This is a genomic window from Azospirillum sp. Sh1 (assembly GCF_008365135.1).
GTDB classification, from domain to species: domain Bacteria; phylum Pseudomonadota; class Alphaproteobacteria; order Azospirillales; family Azospirillaceae; genus Azospirillum; species Azospirillum oryzae.
In genome coordinates this window covers 74,973-98,269 of the sequence record NZ_VTTK01000013.1, presented here as the reverse complement: position 1 = coordinate 98,269, position 23,297 = coordinate 74,973, and the positions used below count along the sequence as shown (strand labels likewise).

General features: G+C 68.3%; 28 protein-coding genes. 16 read left to right on the top strand and 12 right to left on the bottom strand.

All coding sequences use genetic code 11. From position 1 onward, the window contains the following. The first annotated feature begins 31 nt into the window (after positions 1 to 31). The 11 genes from FZ029_RS15445 to FZ029_RS15395 all read left to right on the top strand — a co-directional run bounded on the left by FZ029_RS15445 (position 32) and on the right by FZ029_RS15395 (position 8,208). Positions 32 to 478 carry a VOC family protein gene (locus FZ029_RS15445; protein ID WP_149269989.1) on the top strand — a complete coding sequence of 149 codons (447 nt, stop codon included), beginning with the start codon at positions 32 to 34 and terminating at the stop codon, positions 476 to 478. Further along, positions 475 to 945: an EVE domain-containing protein gene (locus FZ029_RS15440; RefSeq protein ID WP_149269988.1), complete on the top strand. Its 471-nt coding sequence runs from the start codon at positions 475 to 477 to the stop codon at positions 943 to 945. The genes FZ029_RS15445 and FZ029_RS15440 overlap by 4 nt, the downstream gene beginning before the upstream one ends. Positions 946 to 1,179: 234 nt before the next feature. After that, positions 1,180 to 1,926, top strand: a complete 747-nt coding sequence (locus tag FZ029_RS15435; RefSeq protein ID WP_149269987.1) for a heme ABC transporter permease — start codon at positions 1,180 to 1,182, stop codon at positions 1,924 to 1,926. 2 nt (positions 1,927 to 1,928) lie between these two features. Beyond that, positions 1,929 to 2,177 carry a heme exporter protein CcmD gene (gene ccmD, locus FZ029_RS15430; protein ID WP_247870510.1) on the top strand — a complete coding sequence of 83 codons (249 nt, stop codon included), beginning with the start codon at positions 1,929 to 1,931 and terminating at the stop codon, positions 2,175 to 2,177. After that, complete coding sequence (ccmE, locus tag FZ029_RS15425) at positions 2,174 to 2,638, top strand: cytochrome c maturation protein CcmE (RefSeq protein WP_149200840.1); 465 nt, start codon at positions 2,174 to 2,176, stop codon at positions 2,636 to 2,638. Before ccmD ends, ccmE begins: the two co-directional genes overlap by 4 nt. 7 nt (positions 2,639 to 2,645) lie before the next feature. Continuing rightward, positions 2,646 to 4,640, top strand: coding sequence for a heme lyase CcmF/NrfE family subunit (locus FZ029_RS15420; RefSeq protein WP_149269986.1), 1,995 nt, complete (start codon positions 2,646 to 2,648; stop codon positions 4,638 to 4,640). A 13-nt stretch (positions 4,641 to 4,653) separates the two neighbouring features. After that, entirely contained in the window at positions 4,654 to 5,193 is a 540-nt protein-coding gene (locus tag FZ029_RS15415) for a DsbE family thiol:disulfide interchange protein (protein ID WP_149269985.1), read from the top strand. Then, a complete protein-coding gene (locus tag FZ029_RS15410; protein WP_149269984.1) occupies positions 5,193 to 5,663 on the top strand; it encodes a cytochrome c-type biogenesis protein in 471 nt (156 codons plus the stop codon). The genes FZ029_RS15415 and FZ029_RS15410 overlap by 1 nt, the downstream gene beginning before the upstream one ends. Further along, positions 5,663 to 7,075, top strand: coding sequence for a c-type cytochrome biogenesis protein CcmI (gene ccmI, locus FZ029_RS15405; protein ID WP_149269983.1), 1,413 nt, complete (start codon positions 5,663 to 5,665; stop codon positions 7,073 to 7,075). The genes FZ029_RS15410 and ccmI overlap by 1 nt, the downstream gene beginning before the upstream one ends. Before the next feature lie 134 nt (positions 7,076 to 7,209). Next, positions 7,210 to 7,785 carry a Smr/MutS family protein gene (locus FZ029_RS15400; protein ID WP_149269982.1) on the top strand — a complete coding sequence of 192 codons (576 nt, stop codon included), beginning with the start codon at positions 7,210 to 7,212 and terminating at the stop codon, positions 7,783 to 7,785. 24 nt (positions 7,786 to 7,809) lie between these two features. Then, positions 7,810 to 8,208 (top strand): helix-turn-helix domain-containing protein, encoded by a 399-nt coding sequence (locus FZ029_RS15395; protein WP_149269981.1) that lies wholly within the window; start codon positions 7,810 to 7,812, stop codon positions 8,206 to 8,208. Between the two features lie 144 nt (positions 8,209 to 8,352). On the opposite strand, the gene FZ029_RS15385 is transcribed toward FZ029_RS15395, so the two are convergent. From FZ029_RS15385 to hisB, 7 genes are read right to left on the bottom strand one after another with little or no spacing between them, the layout of a single operon-like run. Continuing rightward, positions 8,353 to 8,721 (bottom strand): histidine triad nucleotide-binding protein, encoded by a 369-nt coding sequence (locus tag FZ029_RS15385; protein ID WP_149269980.1) that lies wholly within the window; start codon positions 8,719 to 8,721, stop codon positions 8,353 to 8,355. A 41-nt stretch (positions 8,722 to 8,762) separates the two neighbouring features. Continuing rightward, a complete protein-coding gene (locus tag FZ029_RS15380; RefSeq protein ID WP_149269979.1) occupies positions 8,763 to 9,134 on the bottom strand; it encodes a phosphoribosyl-ATP diphosphatase in 372 nt (123 codons plus the stop codon). After that, the gene (hisF, locus tag FZ029_RS15375; protein ID WP_149269978.1) at positions 9,127 to 9,927 is read right to left on the bottom strand and encodes an imidazole glycerol phosphate synthase subunit HisF; all 801 of its coding nucleotides are present in this window, start codon (positions 9,925 to 9,927) and stop codon (positions 9,127 to 9,129) included. Before hisF ends, FZ029_RS15380 begins: the two co-directional genes overlap by 8 nt. Continuing rightward, positions 9,927 to 10,673: a 1-(5-phosphoribosyl)-5-[(5-phosphoribosylamino)methylideneamino]imidazole-4-carboxamide isomerase gene (gene hisA / locus FZ029_RS15370; RefSeq protein ID WP_149200830.1), complete on the bottom strand. Its 747-nt coding sequence runs from the start codon at positions 10,671 to 10,673 to the stop codon at positions 9,927 to 9,929. Before hisA ends, hisF begins: the two co-directional genes overlap by 1 nt. A gap of 45 nt (positions 10,674 to 10,718) precedes the next feature. Further along, on the bottom strand, positions 10,719 to 11,261 hold the full coding sequence (locus FZ029_RS15365; protein ID WP_149269977.1) for a GNAT family N-acetyltransferase: 543 nt from the start codon (positions 11,259 to 11,261) through the stop codon (positions 10,719 to 10,721). Between the two features lie 4 nt (positions 11,262 to 11,265). Then, positions 11,266 to 11,910, bottom strand: a complete 645-nt coding sequence (gene hisH, locus FZ029_RS15360) for an imidazole glycerol phosphate synthase subunit HisH (protein ID WP_149269976.1) — start codon at positions 11,908 to 11,910, stop codon at positions 11,266 to 11,268. A 54-nt stretch (positions 11,911 to 11,964) separates the two neighbouring features. Beyond that, positions 11,965 to 12,588 (bottom strand): imidazoleglycerol-phosphate dehydratase HisB, encoded by a 624-nt coding sequence (gene hisB, locus FZ029_RS15355; RefSeq protein ID WP_109075005.1) that lies wholly within the window; start codon positions 12,586 to 12,588, stop codon positions 11,965 to 11,967. A gap of 210 nt (positions 12,589 to 12,798) precedes the next feature. Here hisB and FZ029_RS15350 point away from each other — a divergent pair, with 210 nt between their 5' ends. The 3 genes from FZ029_RS15350 (at position 12,799) to hslU (ending at position 16,253) form a co-directional block, all read left to right on the top strand. Beyond that, positions 12,799 to 14,238, top strand: coding sequence for a serine protease (locus FZ029_RS15350; RefSeq protein ID WP_247892316.1), 1,440 nt, complete (start codon positions 12,799 to 12,801; stop codon positions 14,236 to 14,238). Between the two features lie 102 nt (positions 14,239 to 14,340). Then, positions 14,341 to 14,904, top strand: a complete 564-nt coding sequence (gene hslV / locus FZ029_RS15345) for an ATP-dependent protease subunit HslV (RefSeq protein ID WP_149200826.1) — start codon at positions 14,341 to 14,343, stop codon at positions 14,902 to 14,904. 5 nt (positions 14,905 to 14,909) lie between these two features. Next, on the top strand, positions 14,910 to 16,253 hold the full coding sequence (gene hslU, locus FZ029_RS15340) for an ATP-dependent protease ATPase subunit HslU (protein WP_149200825.1): 1,344 nt from the start codon (positions 14,910 to 14,912) through the stop codon (positions 16,251 to 16,253). 53 nt (positions 16,254 to 16,306) lie between these two features. On the opposite strand, the gene FZ029_RS15335 is transcribed toward hslU, so the two are convergent. Continuing rightward, positions 16,307 to 17,521 carry a murein transglycosylase A gene (locus FZ029_RS15335; RefSeq protein WP_149269974.1) on the bottom strand — a complete coding sequence of 405 codons (1,215 nt, stop codon included), beginning with the start codon at positions 17,519 to 17,521 and terminating at the stop codon, positions 16,307 to 16,309. Positions 17,522 to 17,544: 23 nt separating this feature from the next. Continuing rightward, positions 17,545 to 18,240, bottom strand: a complete 696-nt coding sequence (locus tag FZ029_RS15330) for a Tim44/TimA family putative adaptor protein (RefSeq protein WP_149270033.1) — start codon at positions 18,238 to 18,240, stop codon at positions 17,545 to 17,547. A 223-nt stretch (positions 18,241 to 18,463) separates the two neighbouring features. Here FZ029_RS15330 and FZ029_RS15325 point away from each other — a divergent pair, with 223 nt between their 5' ends. Continuing rightward, on the top strand, positions 18,464 to 19,093 hold the full coding sequence (locus tag FZ029_RS15325; protein WP_149269973.1) for an FxsA family protein: 630 nt from the start codon (positions 18,464 to 18,466) through the stop codon (positions 19,091 to 19,093). A 184-nt stretch (positions 19,094 to 19,277) separates the two neighbouring features. Continuing rightward, positions 19,278 to 19,766: a protein-export chaperone SecB gene (gene secB, locus FZ029_RS15320; protein WP_085086914.1), complete on the top strand. Its 489-nt coding sequence runs from the start codon at positions 19,278 to 19,280 to the stop codon at positions 19,764 to 19,766. 239 nt (positions 19,767 to 20,005) lie between these two features. Here the strand turns inward: secB and rho are convergent, their stop codons facing one another. The 3 genes from rho to hemH form a co-directional block, all read right to left on the bottom strand. Then, on the bottom strand, positions 20,006 to 21,262 hold the full coding sequence (gene rho, locus FZ029_RS15315; protein WP_085086916.1) for a transcription termination factor Rho: 1,257 nt from the start codon (positions 21,260 to 21,262) through the stop codon (positions 20,006 to 20,008). A gap of 396 nt (positions 21,263 to 21,658) precedes the next feature. After that, positions 21,659 to 22,087 (bottom strand): protoporphyrinogen oxidase HemJ, encoded by a 429-nt coding sequence (hemJ, locus tag FZ029_RS15310; protein ID WP_149269972.1) that lies wholly within the window; start codon positions 22,085 to 22,087, stop codon positions 21,659 to 21,661. A 55-nt stretch (positions 22,088 to 22,142) separates the two neighbouring features. Then, the gene (gene hemH / locus FZ029_RS15305) at positions 22,143 to 23,249 is read right to left on the bottom strand and encodes a ferrochelatase (protein WP_149269971.1); all 1,107 of its coding nucleotides are present in this window, start codon (positions 23,247 to 23,249) and stop codon (positions 22,143 to 22,145) included. Positions 23,250 to 23,297 lie beyond the last annotated feature (48 nt).

Sequence of the window (23,297 nt, the reverse complement as noted above, 5' to 3'; positions counted from 1 at the left end):
CCACCCCAATCCTTCAAGACCGGAGCCGACCATGACCGCCACTGCCGCCAAGACCTCCGCCGCCGCCCTCGCCCTCGATTTCGTCCTGCTCTATGTCGACAGCCCGGCCGCCAGCGCCGCCTTCTATGCCGACCTGCTGGGTCGGCCGGCGGTGGAAGCCTCGCCCACCTTCGCCATGTTCAAGGCGGGCGACGGGCTGATGCTGGGCCTGTGGTCGCGCCACACGGTCGAGCCGGCGGCGACCGCGCCCGGCGGCGGCGAGATCGCCTTCACCGTCGCCGGCGAGGACGCGGTGCGCGACCTCCACGCCGACTGGAGCGCCCGCGGCCTGACGATCCTTCAGCCGCCGACGTCGATGGATTTCGGTCATACCTTCGTTGCACAGGACCCCGACGGCCACCGTCTGCGCGTGTTCGCCCCCAACCAGGGTGAGGAAGCCAACCAGCACGAAGCCAAGGCCGATCAGGTGCGGTCGTGAGTGGCGGAGCCACGCGCACCGGCGCCCCGATCGCAGCCTGGATCGCAGTGGCCAGCGCCGAGCATGTGCGGCGCGGCCGGGCCGGCGGCTTCATGCAGGTCTGCCACGGCAAGGCGGCCCCGCTGCGGCGGATCCGGCCGGGCGACCGGGTCGTCTACTACTCCCCCACCGACCGGTTCGGCGCGGCGGACGGGCTGAAGTCCTTCACCGCCATCGGCACCGTCCTGCCGGGAGAGCCCTACCAGTTCGACATGGGCGACGGCTTCATCCCATTCCGGCGCGACGTGTCCTGGTGGCCATCGGAGGAAGCGCCGATCCAGCTGCTGTTGGACCGGCTGGAGTTGACCGCCGGGGTGCGGAACTGGGGCTATCCCTTCCGCTTCGGCCTGCTGCCGGTCAGCCAGGGCGATTTCGACCGGATCGCCGAGGCCATGCGGGCGGCGGTGCGGGAGGAACTGGCGGCCTGACCGCATAAAAATCACCGGCGGACAGGGATGAAAAGCCCTGCCGCCGGCGTCCGACAGGAGGTGAAACCGGCACCTGCAATGGTCCGATGTGCCTGATACCTTGGTGTTAGAGTACGAATGAATGGCGAATCTTCCTGACCGAGATCAAGGCGAAACCCCTCGCAGTCCGCCATACATGCGCTTATATCGTCCGCAAGCCTGACCAAGGTCACCTTGTACCGGGGCCATCGTTCTATGCATCGTTTCGCCAACCCCGCCCGCTTCCTGCGCCTCTCGGCCGTGCTGCTGCCATGGTGCGCCGGGGCGACCGTGATCCTGACGATCCTCGGGCTGTGGCTCAGCCTGTTCGGCTCGCCGCCCGACTATCAGCAGGGCGAGACGGTGCGGATCATGTACATCCATGTGCCCGCCGCCTGGATGAGCATGTTCATCTACACCAACATGGCCATCGCCGCAGGCGTGGGTCTGGTGTGGAAGCATCCGCTGGCCGACCTGTTCGCCAAGGCCGCCGCCCCCATCGGCGCCGGCTTCACCTTCGTCTGCCTGGTGACCGGGTCGCTGTGGGGCGCGCCGATGTGGGGAACCTGGTGGGTGTGGGACGCGCGGCTGACCAGCGTGCTGATCCTGTTCTTCCTCTATCTCGGCTACATGGCCCTGGTGAACGCCTTCGACGATCCGCAGCGCGGCATGAAGGCCGGCAACGTCCTGCTTCTGGTCGGCATCGTCAATGTGCCGATCATCAAGTTCTCGGTCGACTGGTGGAACACGCTGCACCAGCCCGCCAGCGTCGTGCGGATGGGCGGGCCCAGCATCGACGCCAGCATGCTGACGCCACTGCTGGTGATGGCCGGCGCCTTCACCGCCTATTTCCTGTCGGTCGTCATGCTGCGCGTGCGCACCGAGATCGCCCAGCGCAAAATCCAGACGCTGCGGCTTTCGGTCGCTGGCGACGGCGGCGTGGCGGATCGGATGCGGGGGTAAGGATGATGAGCGAATTCTTCCACATGGGCGGGTACGCCGCCTACGTCTGGCCGGCCTACGGCATCGCCACCCTGGTCCTGCTGGGCCTGCTGGCCGCCACCTGGAAGGGGCTGCGCAACGCCGAGGCGACGCTGAAGGCGCTGGAAAGCGCCCGCCCCGCCCGCCGCCGCACCCGCAATGGCCCCAATAATGCTGGCCGCAAAGCGGCTGATCAGAACGCCGGAACGCCGGCGGAAGCGAGCGAAGGATGACCCGCAAGAAACGCCGCCTCTACATGCTGGGCCTCGCCCTTCTCGGGCTGGGCACGGCGACCGCCCTGGCGCTGACCGCCTTCCAGGACAACATCGTCTTCTTCTACAGCCCCAGCCAGCTGCAGGCCCAGCATGTGGGCGACCGCAACTTCCGCCTGGGCGGGCTGGTCGAGGAAGGCAGCGTTCAAAAACAGCCGGACGGCGTCACCACCGCCTTCCGCGTCACCGACACCGCCAACACGGTGGACGTCCGCTATCGCGGCCAGTTGCCCGACCTGTTCCGCGAGGGCCAGGGCGTGGTGGCGGAGGGCAGGATGACCGGCGGCGTCTTCGTCGCGCGCGAGGTACTGGCCAAGCATGACGAGAACTATATGCCGCCGGAGGTGTCGGAGGCGTTGAAGCAGGCCGGCGTCTACAAGAACCCTGCCGAATCCGCGACCAAGACCGCGAAGAAGGAGTAGCGGGACCGTGATCCCCGAACTCGGCCATTACGCGCTGGTGCTGGCGCTGTTCGTCGCGCTGGTGCAGTCGGTCCCGCCGCTGGTCGGCGCCGCCACCCGCAACGCCGCCTGGATGAACGTCGCGGTGCCCGCGGCCGTCGCCCAGATGCTGCTGGTGCTGATCGCCTACGGCGCGCTGACCTGGGCGCATGTGGTGTCCGATTTCAGCGTGCTGAACGTGGTGCAGAACAGCCACTCGGCCAAGCCGATGCTCTACAAGGTGTCGGGCGTCTGGGGCAACCACGAGGGTTCGATGATCCTGTGGATCGTCATGCTGACGATCTTCGGCGCCGCCGTGGCCGTGTTCGGGCGCAACCTGCCGCCGACCTTGAAAGCACGCGTGCTGGCGGTCCAGGGCCTGATCGGGGTCGGTTTCCTGCTGTTCATCCTGATCACCTCCAACCCCTTCATCCGCGTCTTCCCGGCGCCGCTGGACGGCAACGACCTGAACCCGCTGCTGCAGGACCCCGGCCTCGCCTTCCATCCGCCCTTCCTCTATGCCGGCTATGTCGGCTTCTCCATGGCCTTCTCCTTCGCGGTCGCAGCATTGATCGAGGGGCGGGTCGATCCCGCCTGGGCGCGCTGGGTGCGGCCCTGGACGCTGGCGGCCTGGTCGACCCTGACCATGGGCATCGCCATGGGCTCCTGGTGGGCCTATTACGAGCTGGGCTGGGGCGGCTGGTGGTACTGGGACCCGGTGGAGAACGCCTCCTTCATGCCCTGGCTGGCCGGCACCGCGCTGCTGCATTCCGCCATCGTGGTGGAGAAGCGCGACGCGCTGAAGAGCTGGACCATCCTGCTGTCCATCGTCACCTTCTCGCTGTCGCTGATGGGCACCTTCCTGGTGCGCTCCGGCATCCTGACCTCGGTCCACGCCTTCGCCGTCGATCCGAAGCGCGGCATCTTCATCCTGGTGCTGCTGGCGGTCGCCACCGGCGGCTCGCTTCTGCTCTACAGCCTGCGGGCGCCGTCGCTGAAGGCGGGCGGGCTCTTCGCGCCGATCAGCCGCGAAGGGGCGCTGGTGCTGAACAACCTGCTGCTGTCGACCGCGACGGCGACGGTGTTCATCGGCACGCTCTATCCGCTGTTCCTCGACATCATGAAGCTGGGCAAGGTGTCGGTTGGTGCCCCCTTCTTCAACGCCACCTTCGTTCCGGTCGCCATTCCGGTGGTGATCGCCATGGTGGTCGGTCCCTACCTGTCCTGGAAGCGGGCGGATCTGGGGGCGGCGCTGACCCGGCTGTGGGTGGCCGGCGTCGCCGTGGTGATCGCCGTCGCCGTCACCGCCTATGTCAAGGCGGGCGGCGGACCGCTGATGGCGCTGGTCGGCATCGCGCTCGCCGCCTGGGCCTTCGTCGGCTCGCTGGTGGAGTTCGCCGACCGCATCGCCCTGTTCCGCACCTCGTTCCGCAACAGCTGGAACCGCGCGGTGCATCTGCCGCGCAGCACCTGGGGCATGACCATCGCCCACGCCAGCATCGGCCTGTCGATCCTGGGCATGACCGGCACCTCGGCCTGGCAGACGGAATCCATCACCGCGATGAAGCCGGGCGACCAGACCAGCGTCGCCGGCTACGAGTTCCACTTCGACAGCGTCGGGCTGGTGAACGGCCCGAACTTCAAGGCGGAGCGCGGCATCTTCACGGTGACGAAGGACGGCCGGCCCGTCGCCACGCTGGAGCCGGAGCGCCGGAGCTACAGCACCACCCGCATGACCACCACGGAATCGGCCATCCACACCACGGTCTTCTCCGACCTGTATGTGGCGCTGGGCGACCCGACGCAGAACGGCACCGCCTGGATCGTCCGCATCTATCACCACCCGCTGGTGCCGTGGATCTGGATCGGCGGCGTCGGGATGATGCTGGGCGGGCTGGTGAGCCTGACCGACCGCCGCTTCCGCATCGGCGCGCCCGAACGCCGCCGGGCTACTGGCAAGTCGGCCCCGCTGCCGGCCGAATGAGGACCAAGACACGATGCGCCGCCTTCTGTACCTGCTGCCCTTCCTGCTGTTCATCGGGGTGGGCGTGGCCTTCTACCTGGGGTTCGAGCGAGACCCGCGCGACATCCCGTCGGCCCTGATCGACAAGCCGGCCCCGACCTTCGACCTGCCGGCGATCCCGGGCCAACCGGCGACCGGCGGCCTGTCCTCGGCCAAGCTGGCGGGGGACGTGACGCTGGTGAATGTCTTCGCCTCCTGGTGCATCCCCTGCAAGGCGGAGCATCCCGTCATCACCCGCCTGTCGCGGGAGCAGGGGGTGACGGTCTACGGCATCAACTACAAGGACAAGCCGGAGGACGCGCTGACCTGGCTGTCGCGCAACGGCAACCCCTATGCCGCCATCGGCGCCGACCAGGACGGCCGGGTGTCGATCGACTGGGGCGTCTACGGGGTGCCGGAAAGCTACCTGATCGACCGCAAGGGCCGCATCCGCTACAAGCATGTCGGCCCGCTGACCCCCCAGGTGGTGGAAGAACAGATCCTCCCCATGGTCAAGCATCTGAGGCAGGGCTGATGAAGCGCCTCCTTCTCGCCGCCCTGCTGGCGCTGTCGACGCTCTCCCCCGCCCTGGCCGTCCAGCCGGACGAGGTGCTGCAGGATCCGGCGCTGGAATCCCGCGCCCGCACCATCAGCCAGGAACTGCGCTGCCTCGTCTGCCAGAACCAGTCGATCGACGACAGCAACGCGCCGCTGGCCCGCGACCTGCGCGTCCTGGTGCGCGACCGGCTGAAGGCCGGCGACAGCGACGACAAGGTGATGGAGTACGTCACCGATCGTTACGGCGACTATGTGCTGCTGCGACCGCCCTTCAAGGCGACCACGCTGGTGCTGTGGATCGGCCCCTTCGCCGTGCTGCTGCTGGGGGCGGCCGGCACCTTCCTGTTCCTGCGCGGGCGGCGCGGTGTCGCCGCCGGCGCCGATACCGCTCCCCTGAGCGCGGATGAGCGGCGTCGGCTGGACGCCCTGCTGCGGAAAGACGACTGATGCTGTTCTGGATTTTCGCCGCCGTCCTGACCGCGGCTGTTCTGCTGCTGCTGGTGCCGCCGCTGCTGCGGTCGGCCGGATCCGGCCCCGACCGGGAAGAGTTCGACCGCGAGGTCTACCGCGACCAGCTGGACGAACTGGAACGCGACCGGGCGCGCGGCCTGATCAACGACGCCCAGACGGAGGCGGCCAAGGCGGAGATCGCCCGGCGCATGCTGGCGACCGCCGAGAAGGACGGCAACACCGGTGCGCCGGCGACGGCGCGCAGCGGTCGCGTTCTGGCGGTGCTGCTGGCGGTGCTGCTGCCGGTCGGCGCGCTTGCGGTCTACGGCTCGGTCGGCCGCCCCGACCTGCCGGCCCAGCCGCTCGCCTCGCGCAATCTGGAACAGGAGCGCGGCGGTCCGCCCAAGAGCGTGCTGGCCGCCATGGACAAGCTGAAAGCCCAGCTGGCCGAGAACCCCAACGATCTGCAGGGCTGGCTGATCCTGGGCCAGGCCTATGCCAAGATGGGCCGCAACGCCGATGCGGCCGACGCGCTTCGCCACGCCGTCGCCCTGAACAAGGACGATGTCGAGCTTCAGGGCCTGTTCGGCGAGACGCTGGTCTCCGCCAATGACGGGATGGTGCCGGAAGAGGCGGTGACCGCCTTCGACGCCGTGCTCGCCAAGGAGCCGAAGGACCCGCGCGCCCGCTTCTTCGCCGCCCTCGCCCGCTTCCAGGCCGGCGACCAGCAGGGAGCGCTGGACCGTTGGAGCGCGCTGATGGCGGAATCGCCGGCCGACGCGCCGTGGGTGCCGGTGGTCCGCGACCAGATCCGCGAGGCCGCGGTGGCGCTGAACCTCGACCCCGCGAAGGTGACGCCGCAGCCGCTGCCGCCGGAACAGAAGGAGCAGGCTCAGCCCACCGCTCCGAATGCCCAGCCGAACGCCCAAGCCAATGCTCAGGGAAATGCGGCCGGCCAGGACGAGATGATCCGCGGCATGGTCGCCAACCTCGCCGCCCGTCTGGACGCCGATCCGTCCGACGTCGATGGCTGGCTGAAGCTCGCCCGCTCCTACGGCGTGCTGGGCGAGCCCGCCAAGGCGCTGGACGCCGCCCGCAAGGCGCGCGAGCGGGCACCGGAGCGGGCCGATGTGCAGGTCGCCTATGCCAACGCCGTGCTGCAGACCCAGCCGCGCAACGAGACGCCGAAGCCGCTGCCGGAAGAAGCGACCTCCGCCCTGCGTCTGGCGCTGAAGGCGGAACCGGACAACAAGGACGCGCTGTGGCTGCTCGGCCTCGACGCCATGATGTCGGGCCGCAAGGACGAGGCCGCCGACCATTGGGGCAAGCTGATCACCCAGTTCAAGCCGAGCGACCCCGAATACACCCTGTTGAAGGGCCGTTTGGATGCGTTGAAGGCCGGCGGCTGACCGTCGCCGCCGTCACCGTCCTTTCTTCGGACGTCTTTTCTTTCGCGTTGCGGCAACACACATTGACAGGGGCGGGCCGACGGGCTTTATCCGTCGGCACCGCCCTTATCGTTTCCGCAGAAGGTTCCGCGCCGATGACCCGCAGACGACTGCCCACGCCCGACGAGCGGCGCCTGTGGCGGCTCGCCATGCGCGACGCCGAACCGATGCCGGGCCGCGCGATCGAGGCCGAACCGGAACCGGTGACGACCATGGCGGAGCTGGTGGAGGAGCCGGTGGCGACCAGCCTCGCCCCGCCGCCGACCGCGCGCCGCCACCCTTCCCCGCCCGGCCCGGCCCGGCCGAGCCATCCGCCGCTGACGCCGGGTTCGACCGCCAACATCGACCGCCGCACCGGCGACCGCTTCCGCCGCGGCGAACTGGAGATCGATGGCCGCATTGACCTGCACGGCATGACCCAGGCCCAGGCGCACAATGCGCTTGCCGCCTTCGTCCACCGCGCCTGGAACGAGGGGCGGCGCTGCGTTCTGGTCATCACCGGCAAGGGCAGCTTCGGCGGTCTGGGCGTGCTGCGTCAGGCGACCCCCCGCTGGCTGTCGGATCCGGCCCTGCGCCCGATGGTGCTGGCGATCCAGCCGGCCCGGCCGAAGGATGGCGGCGACGGTGCGCTGTATGTCTTGATCAAACGGCGGCGCGACCGTAAGGACTGAGTCCCAAACAGTCAGGGACTCCACATGACCCCGTTCGGCGAACGGGTCCGGTCGCTGCGCAACGCCAAGGGCGTGACGCTGAAGCAGATGGCGACCGACCTGTCCATCTCGTCCGCCTATCTGTCGGCCCTGGAACATGGCAAGCGCGGCCAGCCGTCGCCGCAGCTGGTCCGGCAGATCTGCGCCTATTTCGGCATCATCTGGGACGAGGCGGAGGAGCTGGAACGGCTGGCGGATCTGTCTCATCCGCGCGTGACCGTCGATACCGCAGGGCTGAGCGCCCGGGCGACAGAGCTAGCCAACCGCCTGTCGGAACGAATCGGCGATCTGGACGAGGAGGGGATCGACGCGATCCTGGCGATCCTGGACGCGGTTCCGCCGAGGAAGGGCACGCGGCGGCGGGCGGGGACGCGGCGGAGGTAGGGCGTTGGCTGGGTGTCGGCTGGCGATTGCCCCCACCTAGCCTCCCCCGCTTCGCAGGGGAGGGACTGCCGCCGCCTTTACCAACAAGCACTTATCCCCTCCCCCGCCCAGCGGGGGAGGGTTAGGGTGGGGGTTTAACTCCCCTCAAGCCTTCCCGATCATCCGCCCCAGGTCGCGGCCGGCGAACAGGTGGATGTGCAGGTGGGGCACTTCCTGGTGCGCGGCCTCGCCGCAATTGGACAGGATGCGGTAGCCGGGGCCGTCGGCGCCGACCATGCGGGCGACCTCGCCCACCGCGCGGAACAGGCCGGCGATCTCGGCATCCGACGCCTTGGCGGTGAAGTCGTCCATGTCCATGTAGGCGCCCTTGGGGATCACCAGCACATGGGTCGGCGTCTGCGGTTCGATGTCGTGGAAGGCGAGCGCGTGTTCGGTCTCATGCACCTTCTTGCACGGGATTTCGCCGCGCAGGATGCGGGCGAACACGTTGTTGGCGTCATAGCTCTTGGCCATCGCATGCGTCCTCTTGTTGGGGAGTCCCGCTCAAGCCCCACTCAAGCTTTACGGGACTTCTTCTCGTCGATGCCGCTGGTGCCCTCGCGCTGGGCGAGCTTGCTCCAGACCTCCGCCGGATCCAGTCCGAGGTCAGCCCACAGCACCAGCAGGTGATAGAGCAGGTCGGCGGATTCGGCGGCCAGCGCCGCCTTGTCGCCGCGCACCGCCTCCAGGATCGCCTCCACCGCTTCCTCGCCCACCTTCTGGGCGATCTTGGCGGTGCCGCGGCTGTAGAGCTTCGCGGTGTAGGAGGTCTCCGGATCCGCCCCCTTGCGGGCGAGCACGGTGGTGAACAGCCGGTCGAGCACCTCGGCCGACGGCAGGGCCGGCGCCTTTTCGACCGCTTTCTCCACTGCCTTCTTATCACCCATTGGCTTTCTCCGCGGCGGCCGTCTCCATCGCCTTGGCCGGGCGCACCGGGATGCCGGCGGCACTCAGCGCCGCCTTGGCCTGCCCGATGGTGTAGGTGCCGAAATGGAAGATCGAGGCGGCGAGCACGGCAGTGGCGTGACCCTCGCGGATGCCCTCCACCAGATGATCGAGCGTGCCGACGCCGCCCGACGCGATCACCGGAATGCGGATCGAGTCCGCCACCGTGCGCGTCAGCTCCAGGTCGAAGCCGCTCTTGGTGCCGTCGCGGTCCATCGAGGTCAGCAGGATTTCGCCCGCCCCCAGCGATTCCATCCGCTTGGCCCATTCCACCGCGTCGATGCCGGTGGCGTTGCGGCCGCCATGGGTGAAGACCTCCCATTTGCCGGGAGCGACCTTCTTGGCGTCGATGGCGACGACAATGCACTGGGCGCCGAACTTCTCGGCGCCTTCGCGCACGAAGTCGGGGCGGTGGATCGCCGCGGTGTTGATCGACACCTTGTCGGCGCCGGCCAGCAACAGCTTGCGGATGTCGTCCACCGTGCGCACGCCGCCGCCGACGGTCAGCGGCATGAAGACCTGTTCCGCCGTCCGCCGCACCACGTCGAAGATGGTGTCGCGGTTCTCGTGGCTGGCGGTGATGTCGAGGAAGGTCAGTTCGTCGGCCCCCTCGCGGTCATAGACGCGGGCCTGTTCCACCGGATCGCCGGCATCGACCAGATCGACGAAATTGACCCCCTTGACCACCCGGCCGTCCTTGACGTCCAGGCAGGGGATGACGCGCATCTTCAGCATCAGTCGGCGTCCTCGACGGCGGGGGCGGAGAGCAGGGCCAGCGCCTCTTTCGGGTCGATCCGGCCGTCATACAGCGCGCGGCCGCAGATCACGCCCTCGATCCCGGTGTCCTCTTCCATCTTCAGCGCCTTCAGGTCCTCGATGGAGGAGACGCCGCCCGACGCGATCACCGGGGTGGTCAGGTGGAAGGCGAGGTCGGAGGTGGACTCGACGTTGACGCCGCCCATGGCGCCGTCACGGTTGATGTCGGTGTAGATGATGGCGGCGACGCCGCAATCCTCGAACTTCAGCGCCAGGTCCAGCGCCTTGATGTCGGAGGTCTCGGCCCAGCCGGCCACGGCGACATAGCCTTCGCGCGCGTCGATGCCGACGGCGACCTTGCCGGGGAACTCGCGGCAGGCGGCCTTCACCAGCTCCGGATCGCGCAACGCCACCGTGCCCAGGATGACGCGGCTGATTCCCTTCTCCAGCCACATGCCGATGGTGTTGAGGTCGCGGATGCCGCCGCCGAGCTGGACCGGGATGGTCACCGACTTCAGGATGCTCTCCACCGCGGCGCCGTTTACCGGCTTGCCTTCGAAGGCGCCGTTGAGGTCGACCAGATGCAGCCATTCGAAGCCCTGGCTCTGGAACAGGCGGGCCTGTTCGCCGGGATCGGTGTTGAAGACCGTGGCCTGGCTCATCTCGCCGCGCAGCAGGCGGACGCAGGCACCGTCCTTGAGGTCGATGGCGGGATAGATGATCATCGCGGGCGTCTTCCTATGGCGTGGCTGGCGGTTGTCGAGCGTCGGTTATTCGGCGGGCGGCGGGGAATCGGGCTGAAGGTCTTTGCAGTAGAAATGTCCGGCAAGCGGCTGGCCCTGCACCAGCGCATAGAAGGGATGGGTGCCCCAGCGCCGGAAGCCGAGCGATTCGTAGAGCGCGATGGCCGCCTCCTGCGTCACCCGGACGTCCAGGTTCAGCACCCGGAAGCCGACGGCGCGTGCCTCCTCCACCACCGCCAGCGTCAGGCGGCGGGCAAGACCATGGCCGCGCGCCCAGGGGGCGACGAAGCTGGTGGTCAGCTGGGCGGCGTGGGCCTGCGCCTCGTTATTGCGCGGCGGCTTGACCAGCTGGGCGGATCCGGCCACCACCCCGTCCAGGCGGGCGATGAACAGCACCCGTTCCGGCACCACCAGCACGCCTTTCCAGAAACGCTCCATCACGTCGCGCGGCGGCGGCTCGACCCAGCCGAAGCCGCCGCCGGCGCGGATGGCATCGTCGGCCGCGTCGCACAGGTCATGCAGGTCGGCGGTCTTCAGCGCATCGACCTTGTCGATGGCGATCTCGGCCATCGCGTCAGACCTTCCAGCGCAGGAAATTGGCGATCAGCGCCAGACCGGTGGCCTGGCTCTTTTCCGGGTGGAACTGGGTGCCGACCAGATTGTCGCGCCCGACCACCGCGGCGAAGGGCCCGCCGTAATCGGCGGACGCGATCAGCGTGTCGGGATCGGCCGGCTTGAACTGGTAGGAATGGACGAAATAGGCGTGGCAGCCCTCCGGCAGCCCGGACAGGACCGGGTGCGGGTGGCGGATGTTCAGCTCGTTCCAGCCCATATGCGGGATTTTCAGGGCCGGGTCCGCCGGCTCCAGCTTCACCACCTCGCCGCGGATCCAGCCGAGCCCCTCGGTCACGCCATACTCGCGGCCTCGCTCGGCCATCAGCTGCATGCCGACGCAGATGCCCAGGAAGGGCCGGCCGCGGCGGTGCACCACCTCGTCCAGCGCATCGAGCATGCCGGGGACCTCCGACAGGCCGCGCTTGCAGTCGGCGAAGGCGCCGACGCCGGGCAGCACCACGCGGTCGGCATGGCGGACCGCATCGGCGTCGGAGGTGACGAGGACGTTGTAGGAGGCTTCGGCTTCGCCGGCCGCGCGCTCGATCGCCTTGGCGGCGGAGCGCAGGTTGCCGGAGCCGTAATCGATCAGCGCGACCGTTTCCATGGACGTGACAAACCTTCCGATAGGACGGCGGAGGGGGACTTCAGGTCCCCGCCGTCAGAGCGATCCGCCGAGCGTGCCCTTGGTGGAGGGCACCGCATCGCGCTTGCGCGGGTCGATCTCCACCCCGGCGCGCAGCGCGCGGGCAAGCGCCTTGTAGCAGCTTTCCACGATATGGTGGTTGTTCTCGCCATACAGGTTCTCGACGTGCAGCGTCACGCCGGCGGCCATGGCGAAGGCCTGGAACCACTCGCGGAACAGCTCGGTGTCGAAATCGCCGATCTTGTCGCGGGTGAAGTTCACCTTCCAGATCAGGTAGGGCCGGTTGGAGAAGTCCAGCGCCACCCGCGTCAGCGTCTCGTCCATCGGGACATAGGAATGGCCGTAGCGCTGGATGCCCTTGCGGTCGCCCAGCGCCTTCGCCACCGCCATGCCGATGGCGATGCCGGTGTCCTCGGTCGTGTGGTGATAGTCGATGTGCAGGTCGCCGTCGGCCAGGACCGTCAGGTCCATCAGGCTGTGGCGCGACAGCTGTTCCAGCATATGGTCGAGGAAGCCGACCCCCGTCTTGACGTCGTAGACGCCGGTGCCGTCAAGGTTCAGCGCGACCCGGATCCGGGTCTCCGTGGTGTTCCGCTCGATCGAGGCGCGGCGGCCGCCATTCGTGGGGGTCTGGTCCATGGCGGTTTTGTAGCAGGAAGCATCCGCACGCGCCAGCATCCGGCACGAATGATGCGCGCTCTGTCCATTCCGACGATTGTCCTACATAGGTGTGCGGGGTACAGTCTTTCACACTTCCTGCGTGCATATCCGCCTATGACGACCCACCCGCGCCCATTCGCCGCAGTCCTGACTCTCCTTCTCGGCCTTTTGCCGGCCGGCTGCGGCGGCATGTCCCCGCCCCCGCCGATTGGAAAGGCGGCGCCGCCGGTCGCCGCCGGCACCACTGCGCCCTTCCGCTTCGGGGAACTGACCATCGGGTCGATGCGGCGGGGGATGCAGATCGGCCGCTATGTCTGGGGGATCGACTGCGCCCCACCCTATGACGATGTCTATTGGACCAGCGGCGTCAACATGCGGCGCGGCTCCACCTTCGACGAGCGGTTCGCCGAGGTGATGACCGCCGCCGGCTTCGACGTGGTCGGCCGGCCCGGCGGACCCGACAACCCGGACGGCAACCGCAGCCGCGCCCGCTTCACCGTGCAGGGCGACCTGCGCGACGTGCAGCTGGAGCTGTGCCACCGCAACAACTGGCTGACCGGCAGCAGCAAGGGCAGTTCCGGCACCGGTAGCGTCAAGGTGGAATGGACGGTCTACGACGCGCGCGGCGACGGGCTGGTCCACCGCATCGTCACCACCGGCGCCACGGCGCAGGAGCGCGGCGTGCCCCAGGGCGAGACCCTGCTGGTCGAGGAGGCCTTCGCCGCGGCGGTGGAGGCGCTCGCCGCCGACGCCGGTTTCCGCGCCCTGCTGTCCGGCGGCGCCCTGCCCTCCCCGGCCGCACGGCCGTCGACGGTGTTTCCCGTGGCGGCACCGGCCGGATCCGGCCCCACTCCGCTGACACCGCAGCCGGTACCGGACGCGGCACCCCGCGCTCCGGTCGCAGCCCCGGCACAGGCTGCCCCCAGCCGTCTGCTTCTGCGAGGCGGGACCGGATCCGGCAGGATCGCGTCGGCGAGGATACCCGTCGGCCGGTCGCACGGGCTGGTGATCGGAGAAACCGAGGTCGCCGGCGAGGTGCAGGCGGTGCTGCTGGCACCCCTCTCCGGCTCCGACCCCACCGTTACGGTGCGGCCGGCCCGTGGCGTGGAGCTGACCGGCTGGGTGATCGGGCGCGACGCGACCAACGGCCTTGCCCTGGTTCGGGTGCCGGCGCGGCTGCCCGCCCTGTCCCTACGTACCGCGACCCTGCGCGTCAGCGAACCGGTGCGGGCGGTCATCGGCGGACGCGGCAAGGAAATAGCCGGGATCGTCGGTGGCCTGCCGGCCGACGAGGCTCGTGGCGGCACACTGATCCAGGCGGATCTGGGCTCGGCCGACCTGTTCACCGCGGTGACGGAAGCCGGCGACCCGCTGCTCGACGGAAGCGGCGCTCTGGCCGGCGTGGCACCGGCCGCCGGCCGCTCCCCCGTCATGCCGGCGGGACTTGTGGAGTTCCTGGCGCTCGGCCCGCTGCTCGACCGGCTGGGGGCGGATCCGGTCGCCGCCGTTCAGCCTCCGGCTCCATCCAAGCCGGGCAAATCACGCCGCAACAGCCCTCCCGACCCGTTGTGGGAGGACGAGGCCGCCGACGGCGAACTTCTTGACGGCGACATCGCCCCTCCCACATAGACCGGATGTCCTGCCGCCACAATTCAATGGTGTCCGCGCGCCGATCGGCGCAGCACTCCAGCGGGCGGCAGGCCATTCCCCATTTTCCAGCATGGTTTCCGCATGACCTATCCAGCGTCCAATCCACATGATCCCATCCAATGGCATGGCACCACCATCCTGTCGGTGCGCAAGAACGGTCAGGTGGTGATCGCCGGCGACGGGCAGGTCTCGGTCGGCCAGACGGTGATGAAGGCCAACGCGCGCAAGGTCCGCTGGCTGGCCGGCGGGACGGTGATGGCGGGCTTCGCCGGCGCCACCGCCGACGCGCTGACCCTGTTCGAGCGGCTGGAAGGCAAGCTGGAGCAGTATCCCGGACAGCTGACCCGCGCCTGCGTCGAGATGGCCAAGGACTGGCGCACCGACCGCTACCTGCGCCGGCTGGAAGCGATGATGGCCGTCGCCGACAAGACGGTCAGCCTGGTGCTTACCGGCAACGGCGACGTGCTGGAGCCGGAGGACGGGCTGATCGGCATCGGCTCCGGCGGGTCCTACGCTCTGTCGGCGGCCCGTGCGCTGATCGACATCGACGGGATGGATGCGGAGGCGGTGGCGCGCAAGGCGATGAGGATCGCCGCCGGCATCTGCGTCTACACCAACGAAAACGTCACCCTGGAAAAGCTGTGAGCGCCATGACGATTCAGACCGCCTCCGTGTCCGCCGACAGCGCCGCTTTCAGCCCGCGCGAGATTGTCTCGGAACTCGACCGCTACATCGTCGGCCAGAACGACGCCAAGCGCGCGGTCGCCATCGCGCTCCGCAACCGCTGGCGCCGGCAGCAGCTGCCGGAGGGCCTGCGCGAAGAGGTGTTGCCGAAGAACATCCTGATGATCGGCCCGACCGGCGTCGGCAAGACGGAGATCGCCCGCCGCCTCGCCCGGCTGGCCCAGGCCCCCTTCCTGAAGGTGGAGGCCACCAAATTCACCGAGGTCGGCTATGTCGGCCGGGACGTCGAGCAGATCGTCCGCGATCTGGTGGAGGCCGCCATCGGCCTGACCCGCGAGCGCCTGCGCAAGGAGGTCGCCGCCAAGGCCGAACTGCGGGCGGAGGAGCGCGTGCTCGACGCGCTGTGCGGCGACAGCGCCAGTGCGGAGACGCGCGCCAAGTTCCGCAAGATGCTGCGCGAAGGCACGCTGAACGACAAGGAGATCGAGGTCCAGGTGGCCGATACCGGCGCCGGCGCCATGCCGACCTTCGACATCCCCGGCATGCCGGGCGCCCAGATGGGCATGCTGAACCTGAACGACATGTTCGGCAAGATGATGGGCGGCCGCACCAAGACCCGCCGCATGACGGTGGCCGAAAGCCATGGCGTGCTGATGGCCGAGGAGTCCGACAAGCTGCTGGACCAGGAAAAGGTGGTGGCGGAGGCGATCCGCGCGGTCGAGCAGAACGGCATCGTCTTCCTGGACGAGATCGACAAGATCTCCGCCCGTTCCGATGCGCGCGGCGCCGATGTCAGCCGCGAGGGCGTTCAGCGCGACCTGCTGCCGCTGATCGAAGGCACGACAGTGTCGACCAAGCACGGCCCGGTGAAGACCGACCACATCCTGTTCATCGCGTCGGGCGCCTTCCACATCGCCAAGCCGTCCGACCTGCTGCCTGAGCTGCAGGGCCGCCTGCCGATCCGGGTCGAGCTGAAGGCGCTGAGCCAGGACGACTTCAAGCGCATCCTGACCGAACCGGAAGCCAGCCTGATCCGCCAGTACAAGGCGCTGATGAAGACGGAGGAGGTCGATCTGGTCTTCACCGACGACAGCATCGACGAGCTGGCCCGTCTGGCGGCGGAGATCAACAGTTCGGTCGAGAACATCGGCGCCCGCCGCCTGCACACGGTTCTGGAGCGTCTTCTGGAGGAGATCAGCTTCGCCGCCAGCGACCGCGCCGGCGAGACCATCACCATCGATGCCGCCCTGGTTCGCGAGCGGGTCGGCGGTCTGGCGAAGAACGCCGATCTGTCGAAGTTCATTCTGTGATGACGCGGGGGGCACTCGCATCGGATGCCCCCTGCTTCACGTGAAACATTGCCCTACCCGCCTGCCGCCACCTTCACGCTCTTCGGCAGCAGCAGCGCATAGCTTCCCCGGCTTTTCATCACCCCGGCCCGCTGCTCCGCCTCCGGGCCATGACCCCAGAAGACATCGCCGCGCACCGGCCCGCGGATCGCCCCGCCGGTGTCCTGGGCCACCAGCAACCGCTGCAATCGCTGCCCGGCATCGAGCGGGTCCTCGGCATCCAGCCAGACCGGCACGCCATAGGGCATGAACTTGGAGTCCACCGCCAGACTACGGCCGGGCGTCAAGGCCACGCCCTGCGCGCCGTTCGGGCCGTCGCCCGACAGCGGTTGGAAGAAGACGTAGGACGGGTTGACGTTCATCACCGCCGCGGCCTGATCGGGATGGGCGAGCAGCCAATCGCGGATGGTCTGCAGCGAGACCTCCTCCCGCTTCAGGGCGCCGCGCTCGATCAGCTCCTTGCCGATGGCGACGTATTTGTGGCCGTTCTGGCCGGCGTAACCGATGCGCATCTCGCCGCCACCATCGCCTTCATTGGCGAGCCGGATCCGCCCCGATCCCTGGATTTGCAGGAAGAAGGCACCGATCGGGTCCTTCACCCAGACCAGTTCCAGCCCCTTGCCCTTGAGCGCGCCCGCGACGATGGCGGCACGGTCCTCGTAGGGCTTCAACTTGCCGTCGACCACCCGGCCGGCGGTGCGTTCCCCCTTCCAGCGGTCGGAGAAATCGCCGAGATCGACCATCACCAGATCGGCCGGCCGGCGGTAGAGCGGCACCGGATAGGCCGGATCCGGCTTGCGGCTGCCTTCCAGCTCGGCTTCGTAATAGCCGGTGAACAGCCCCTCGCGCGTGCCGTTGTTGCCGGCGGCATAGGGGGTGAAGTTCGCCTCGAAGAAAGCGCGGGCGGCGGCATCGTCGCCGGGCGGCAGATCCGCCAGTTGGGCGCAAGGCCCCTGCCAGTCGCCGATGGTCCCCGCCACACCGCCCGGCCCGACTGCACGGTCTCTCGGCTGTGTCTTGAAGCGGGCACAGGAGCGGGCGAGCGCCGGAACCGCCTGGGCCACCGGGTCGGTGCGCCAGCCGGCCAAGTCGGCGAAGGACAGCGGCGCCAGGGTCAGGGCGTCGGGCGGCGGCTTCGCCTCTTCCTTGGGGGCGCAGGCCGAAAACAGCAACGCCACCGCCCCGAAGAGGGCGATGGCGCTGAAACCGGTACGATGGTGGAACGTCATTACTGCTGGTCGTTCTCTACTCGTTACTCAACCGGACGAACCTCGACCAGCGCCCAGTTGGGATCGCGGGAGCGGAGGTTGCGGGCGAAGGTCCAGACGTCGGTGTTTTCCACCAGCGCCTTGGGATCGCCGTCGATGACGTTGCCGTCGCGGTCACGCACCACATTCACCTGATCGGTGACCAGACGCACGGTGACGCGGGCGGTCCGGGCGGCATCCAGCTTCGCCTCCACCACCTCGGCCTCGCGAACGATCTCGATGCGGGCCTCGTGCTGCTCGCCGGCGGCCTGACGGTCGCGGATGACGCGGGCGAAGCTTTCATAGACGTCGTCGGCCAGCAGCGGGCGAAGCGTCGCGGTGTCGCCGCGGGCGAAGGCGTCGACGATCATGGCGAAGGCCGCCTTGGCGCCTTCCAGGAAATGCTTCTCGTCGAAATTCGGATCGGCGGCCCGGAGTTGGTCGATGGAGGCGGCCAGCGACAGCGGCTCGTCCGCGACCGTCACGTCCGCGCCGGGTGCGACATCAGGCCGCGGCCGGTTGCGCTCCGGCAGGGGCACGACATTATCGGGCTTCGCCGGGTTCGGAGCGGCGGTGAAGGGGTTGGGGCGCTGACGCTCCTCCCCCGTCCGGCGGCCGAGGACGCTGCGCAGCCGATAAACGAGGAAGGCCGCGATCATCGCGAAGATCACGATCTCGATGAACACGAACCCGTCTCCCATCATCTGTTCCTTCCAAAACGACTTGTCGTGAAGCCTGTGGCAGGGGCGAAATCGCCGGCGGATCCGGCCCGCCCCTGGACCTTGCGGCCGGGCGGCATTACGTGTTGCTTGCCCGCCAGTAACCGCTACCAGTAACCGCCAATTGGATGCAGCCGCCGGTGTTTCGTCCGGACGACCTATCCAAACTTAGATAGGGGCAGCGAGCCCGAAGAGCAAGGACACCATGAATCCCCTGTTGTTGATCCTTCTTCTGCCGATCCTGGAGATCGTCGGATTCATCCAGGTCGGCGATTGGATCGGCGCCGGGCCGACCATCGGACTGCTGGCGCTGTCGGCGGTGGTGGGCGTGCTGCTGGTCCGCCACCAGGGGCTGGCTTCGCTGACCCGCGCCCAGGCGGCAGCGGCCCGCGGCGAGGCGCCGATCGGCACCGTTCTGGACGGCTTCTGCGCCGTGCTGGCCGGCATCCTGCTGATCATCCCCGGCTTCCTGACCGACATCCTGGGCATCGTCCTGCTGATCGGGCCGCTGCGCCGCGGCATCGGCCGCTGGCTGCTCGGCCGCATGGGGGCCGGGATGCCGGTCTTCACCACCACCGCCGGCCGTCCCGGCTTCGGCGCCGGCGCGGGCAATTTCGGAGCCGGGGGGTTCGGCGGACCCGGTTTTGGCGCGGACGGCCCCCGCCCGGCCGACGATCCTTTCCGTCCCGCCCCCGGCGTGCCCGGCGTCATAGACGGCGATTACCGCGACGTTACGCCCGGCGAAGGAAAGACGGGCGATGAAACCGACGACCGCGACGCGCCCCGGCTGACCGATTCCCAATGGGGGAAGCACCGCCCGGATGAGCGGCGCTGACCGACCGGCGGGCCGGCGGTTTCCGTTGGCAGGACGACCGATCCGTGATAGCCAGCCCCTTGGGCGAAGGCACAACCGTCGCGAACCAACCCCTGTCACCTCACATCCGGGTCGGCCCACCGTCCCCGCCCTTTCCCCATGGGGAACGATGGCCGGGACGACAGCCGGCGATTAGGAGTCCGTTATGTCCGATCAGATGAGCAACGGCGCCGAGCAGCAGCAGACCTCTTCGCTGCCGATGCATGTCCTCGCGCAGTATGTGAAGGACTTCTCGTTCGAGAACCCCAACGCCCCGCAGAGCCTGCTGCCGAACCAGCCGCAGCCGCAGGTGAACATCGGTGTCGACGTCCAGGGCCAGAAGGTCGGCGACGACATCTATGAGCTGACGCTGAACCTGCGCTGCGAGGCCCGCCAGGGCGAGTCCGTGGCCTTCCTGGTCGAGCTGGCCTATGGCGCGCTGTTCCAGTTCCCCGGCCTGCCGGAGGAGCATCACCGCCCGGTCCTGATGATCGAAGGCGCCCGGATGATCTTCCCGTTCGCCCGCGCCATCGTCTCCAGCGCGACCCGCGAAGGCGGCTTCCCGCCGCTGATGATCAACCCGATCGACTTCGCCGAGCTGTACCACCGCCAGTCGGCCCAACAGGCCGAGCAGCCGCAGCAGCCGCCCTTCTGATCTGCTGGGCATCGAACAGAGCCGAAATGAAAAAGGGCGGGTGGCCGAAAGGCCCCCGCCCTTTTTCTTGTCCTATCCGAACCGTCTGCCGCCCCAATCGGCCGTCATTCCCGCGAAGGCGGGAATCCAGGACCCTTGGAAACGACCGTCAGGGAAAGTCTGGTTCCCCGCCTACGCGAGGATGACGCTCCCTGAAGGTCCAGTCGAGAGGCCGGCAGATCCGGCCCCGGATCCGGTCCCTACTGGTTCATGCTTTCGAAGAACTCGTTGTTCGACTTGGTGTGCTTCAGCTTGTCGACCAGGAAGTCCACCGCGTCGGTCACGCCCATCGGCATCAGGATGCGGCGCAGGATCCACATCTTCGACATGGTGCCCTTGTCGACCAGCAGTTCCTCCTTGCGGGTGCCCGACTTGGAGATGTCGATGGCCGGGAAGGTGCGCTTGTCGGAGAGCTTGCGGTCCAGCACGATTTCCGAGTTGCCGGTGCCCTTGAACTCTTCGAAGATCACCTCGTCCATGCGGCTGCCGGTGTCGATCAGCGCGGTGGCGATGATGGTCAGCGACCCGCCCTCTTCCACGTTGCGGGCGGCACCGAAGAAGCGCTTGGGCCGCTGCAGGGCGTTGGCGTCGACACCGCCGGTCAGCACCTTGCCCGACGACGGCACCACCGTGTTGTAGGCGCGGGCCAGACGGGTGATGCTGTCCAGCAGGATGACCACGTCGCGCTTGTGCTCGACCAGCCGCTTGGCCTTCTCGATCACCATTTCCGCGACCTGGACGTGGCGGGTCGCCGGTTCGTCGAAGGTGGAGCTGATGACCTCGCCGCGGACCGAGCGGGCCATGTCCGTCACTTCTTCCGGACGCTCGTCGATCAAGAGGACGATCAGATAGGCTTCGGGGTGGTTGGTGGCGACCGAGTGGGCGATGTTCTGCAGCATCACCGTCTTGCCGGTGCGCGGCGGCGCCACGATCAGCCCGCGCTGCCCCTTGCCCAGCGGCGCCACCAGGTCGACGATGCGACCGGTGAGGTTCTTCTTGGTCGGGTCCTCGACCTCCATCCGGATGCGTTCTTCCGGATAGAGCGGCGTCAGGTTGTCGAAGTTGATACGGTGACGGACCTTGTCCGGCGTATCGAAGTTGATGGTGTTGACCTTCAGCAGGGCGAAATAGCGCTCACCGTCCTTGGGCGAGCGGATCTGCCCCTCCACCGTGTCGCCGGTGCGCAGGCCGAAGCGGCGCACCTGGCTGGGACTGACATAGATGTCGTCGGGACCCGGCAGATAATTGGCTTCCGGCGAGCGCAGGAAGCCGAACCCGTCCTGCAGCACCTCCAACACGCCATCGCCGAAGATCGGAATGTCGTTTTCGGCCAGTTGCTTCAGGATCGCGAACATCATGTCCTGCTTGCGCAGCGTGCTCGCGTTCTCGATCTGAAGCTCCTCCGCGAACGCCAGCAGTTCGGCGGGGCTTTTGCACTTCAGCTCTTGGAGATGCATCGGATTGCCTGTGAAATCGTCATGCGGGGGAGTGGCCTTGGGGATGGGAGGTGCCAGAAGGTCCGGCCGACGGCGGTTGGCGGCGGGGGACGCCGCAACGCGGTCGCGTCGGGTGGGCAGCGGGTGGCGCTTTGGCAGGTGCACACCAGGGCGTCCGGTTAATGGTCGCACGGGAGCGGATCGCCAGCCACCAGGCCCGGCTCAAGATCAGAGCGTCGGATCGGCAGATGTGGGCGTGGGATGCCGCGGGGCGAAAACCCCGTGGTCCTGACATGGTTATCGGATCGGCGGGCGCAAGTCAAACGAAAGCGAAACCCGCAAAGGTCGCGGATTCCGCTTTTTCCGGGAGGTGGAAGACGGCGCGTTCACCTGCCGCTGGTCAGAAGGGGCCGCCGGTCAGAAGGGCTTCACAATGACGAAGATGACGATGCCGATCATCAGCAGCGTCGGGACCTCGTTGGCGATGCGGTAGAAGCGCTGCGGCCGGGTGTTGCGATCCTCGGCGAAGTCCCGGCGCCAGCGGGCCATCATCATGTGGCTGACGGTCAGCAGCAGCACGAACAGCAGCTTGGCGTGCAGCCAGCCCTGCTTCATCCATTCCGGCGTCAGCACGATCATGGCGATGCCGAACACGTACGCCGCGATCATCGCCGGGTTCATGATGGCGCGCAGCAGGCGGCGTTCCATCACCTTGAAGGTCTCCGACGTCTCGGATCCGGCCGGCGCCTGACAATGGTAGACGAACAGGCGCGGCAAATAGAGCAGCCCCGCCATCCAGGCGATGATGCTGATGACGTGCAGCGCCTTGATCCATTCGTACAGCACCGGGCGTGTCCCCTTTTTTCGTTCTGGTTCTGCCGTTGCGGTTCAGCGTTGCGGCTTAGGGCCGCGCCTGCGGGCAGCCGGAGAAGTTGGACGGGCAGATCCGGTCGCCCTTCTGGGAGCAGACCGCCGCCTTGCCTGCGACCGTCTGCCGCACCAGCGCCGCCAGCCCGTCGATGAAGCCCGGATGCACCCCCACCGTCGGCACGCGGGTGAAGTGCGGCACCCCCGCCTGCCCGGCCAGATGGCGGTATTCGACCTCGATCTCCACCAGCGTCTCGGAATGCTCCGACACGAAGGCCATCGGCACCACCAGGATCGGCACGCCGTCCTGGCCGGCGCGGCGGATCTCGGCGTCGGTGCTGGGGCCGATCCACTCCATCGGCCCGACGCGGCTCTGGTAGCAGTTGATCCAGTCGAGATCGTCGATGCCCAGCGCCGCGGCGATGGACTCCGCCGTCCTCTCGCACTGCCACTGATAGGGGTCGCCGGAGGCCACCACCTTCTTCGGCAGCCCGTGCGCGGAGAACAGGACGCGCGGCTTGCCATGGGCCTTGGCCGCCTCGTACAGCGGTCGGATCAGATCGGCCGTCGCGTCGATGAAGCCGGCCTGTGTCGGATAGCAGCACAGCAGCTTGGTCGGCGCCGCCAGCCCCACGGTGTTCGCCGCCTCGGCCCAAGCCTTGGCACTCGACGCCGTCGTGGTGGTTGAGAATTGCGGATAGAGCGGCAGCAGCACCACCAGATCCGGGTCGTAGGCCTTCACCCGGGCGGCCGTCTCGGCGCTCATCGGGTGCCAGTAGCGCATGGCGATGAAGACCTTGGTCTGCGCCCCAGCCGTCGCCGGATCTGCCCCCAGAGCACTCTCCAGCGCCGCCGCCTGGGCCACCGTGTTCTCCAGCAGCGGCGACTTGCCGCCGAGCTGGGCATAGATCTCGCCGGCCGGCTTCGCCCGCCGTCCGCTGATCAGGCTGGCGATCAGGAAACGGAACGGGTTCGGCAGCCGGATGATGGCCGGATCCGCGAACAGGTTGAACAGGAAGGGCCGCACCGCCTCCGGCGCGTCCGGACCGCCGAGGTTGAACAGCACGACGGCGACGCGCCGCGGCGAGCCGCCGGGGGTTGTGCTGGTCGAGGCGGAGGTCTGGGAGAATTGCTGGCTCATGGTGCCCGCTAAACTGGAGCGTCGCCGTCGCTCTGTCCAGACCCCCTC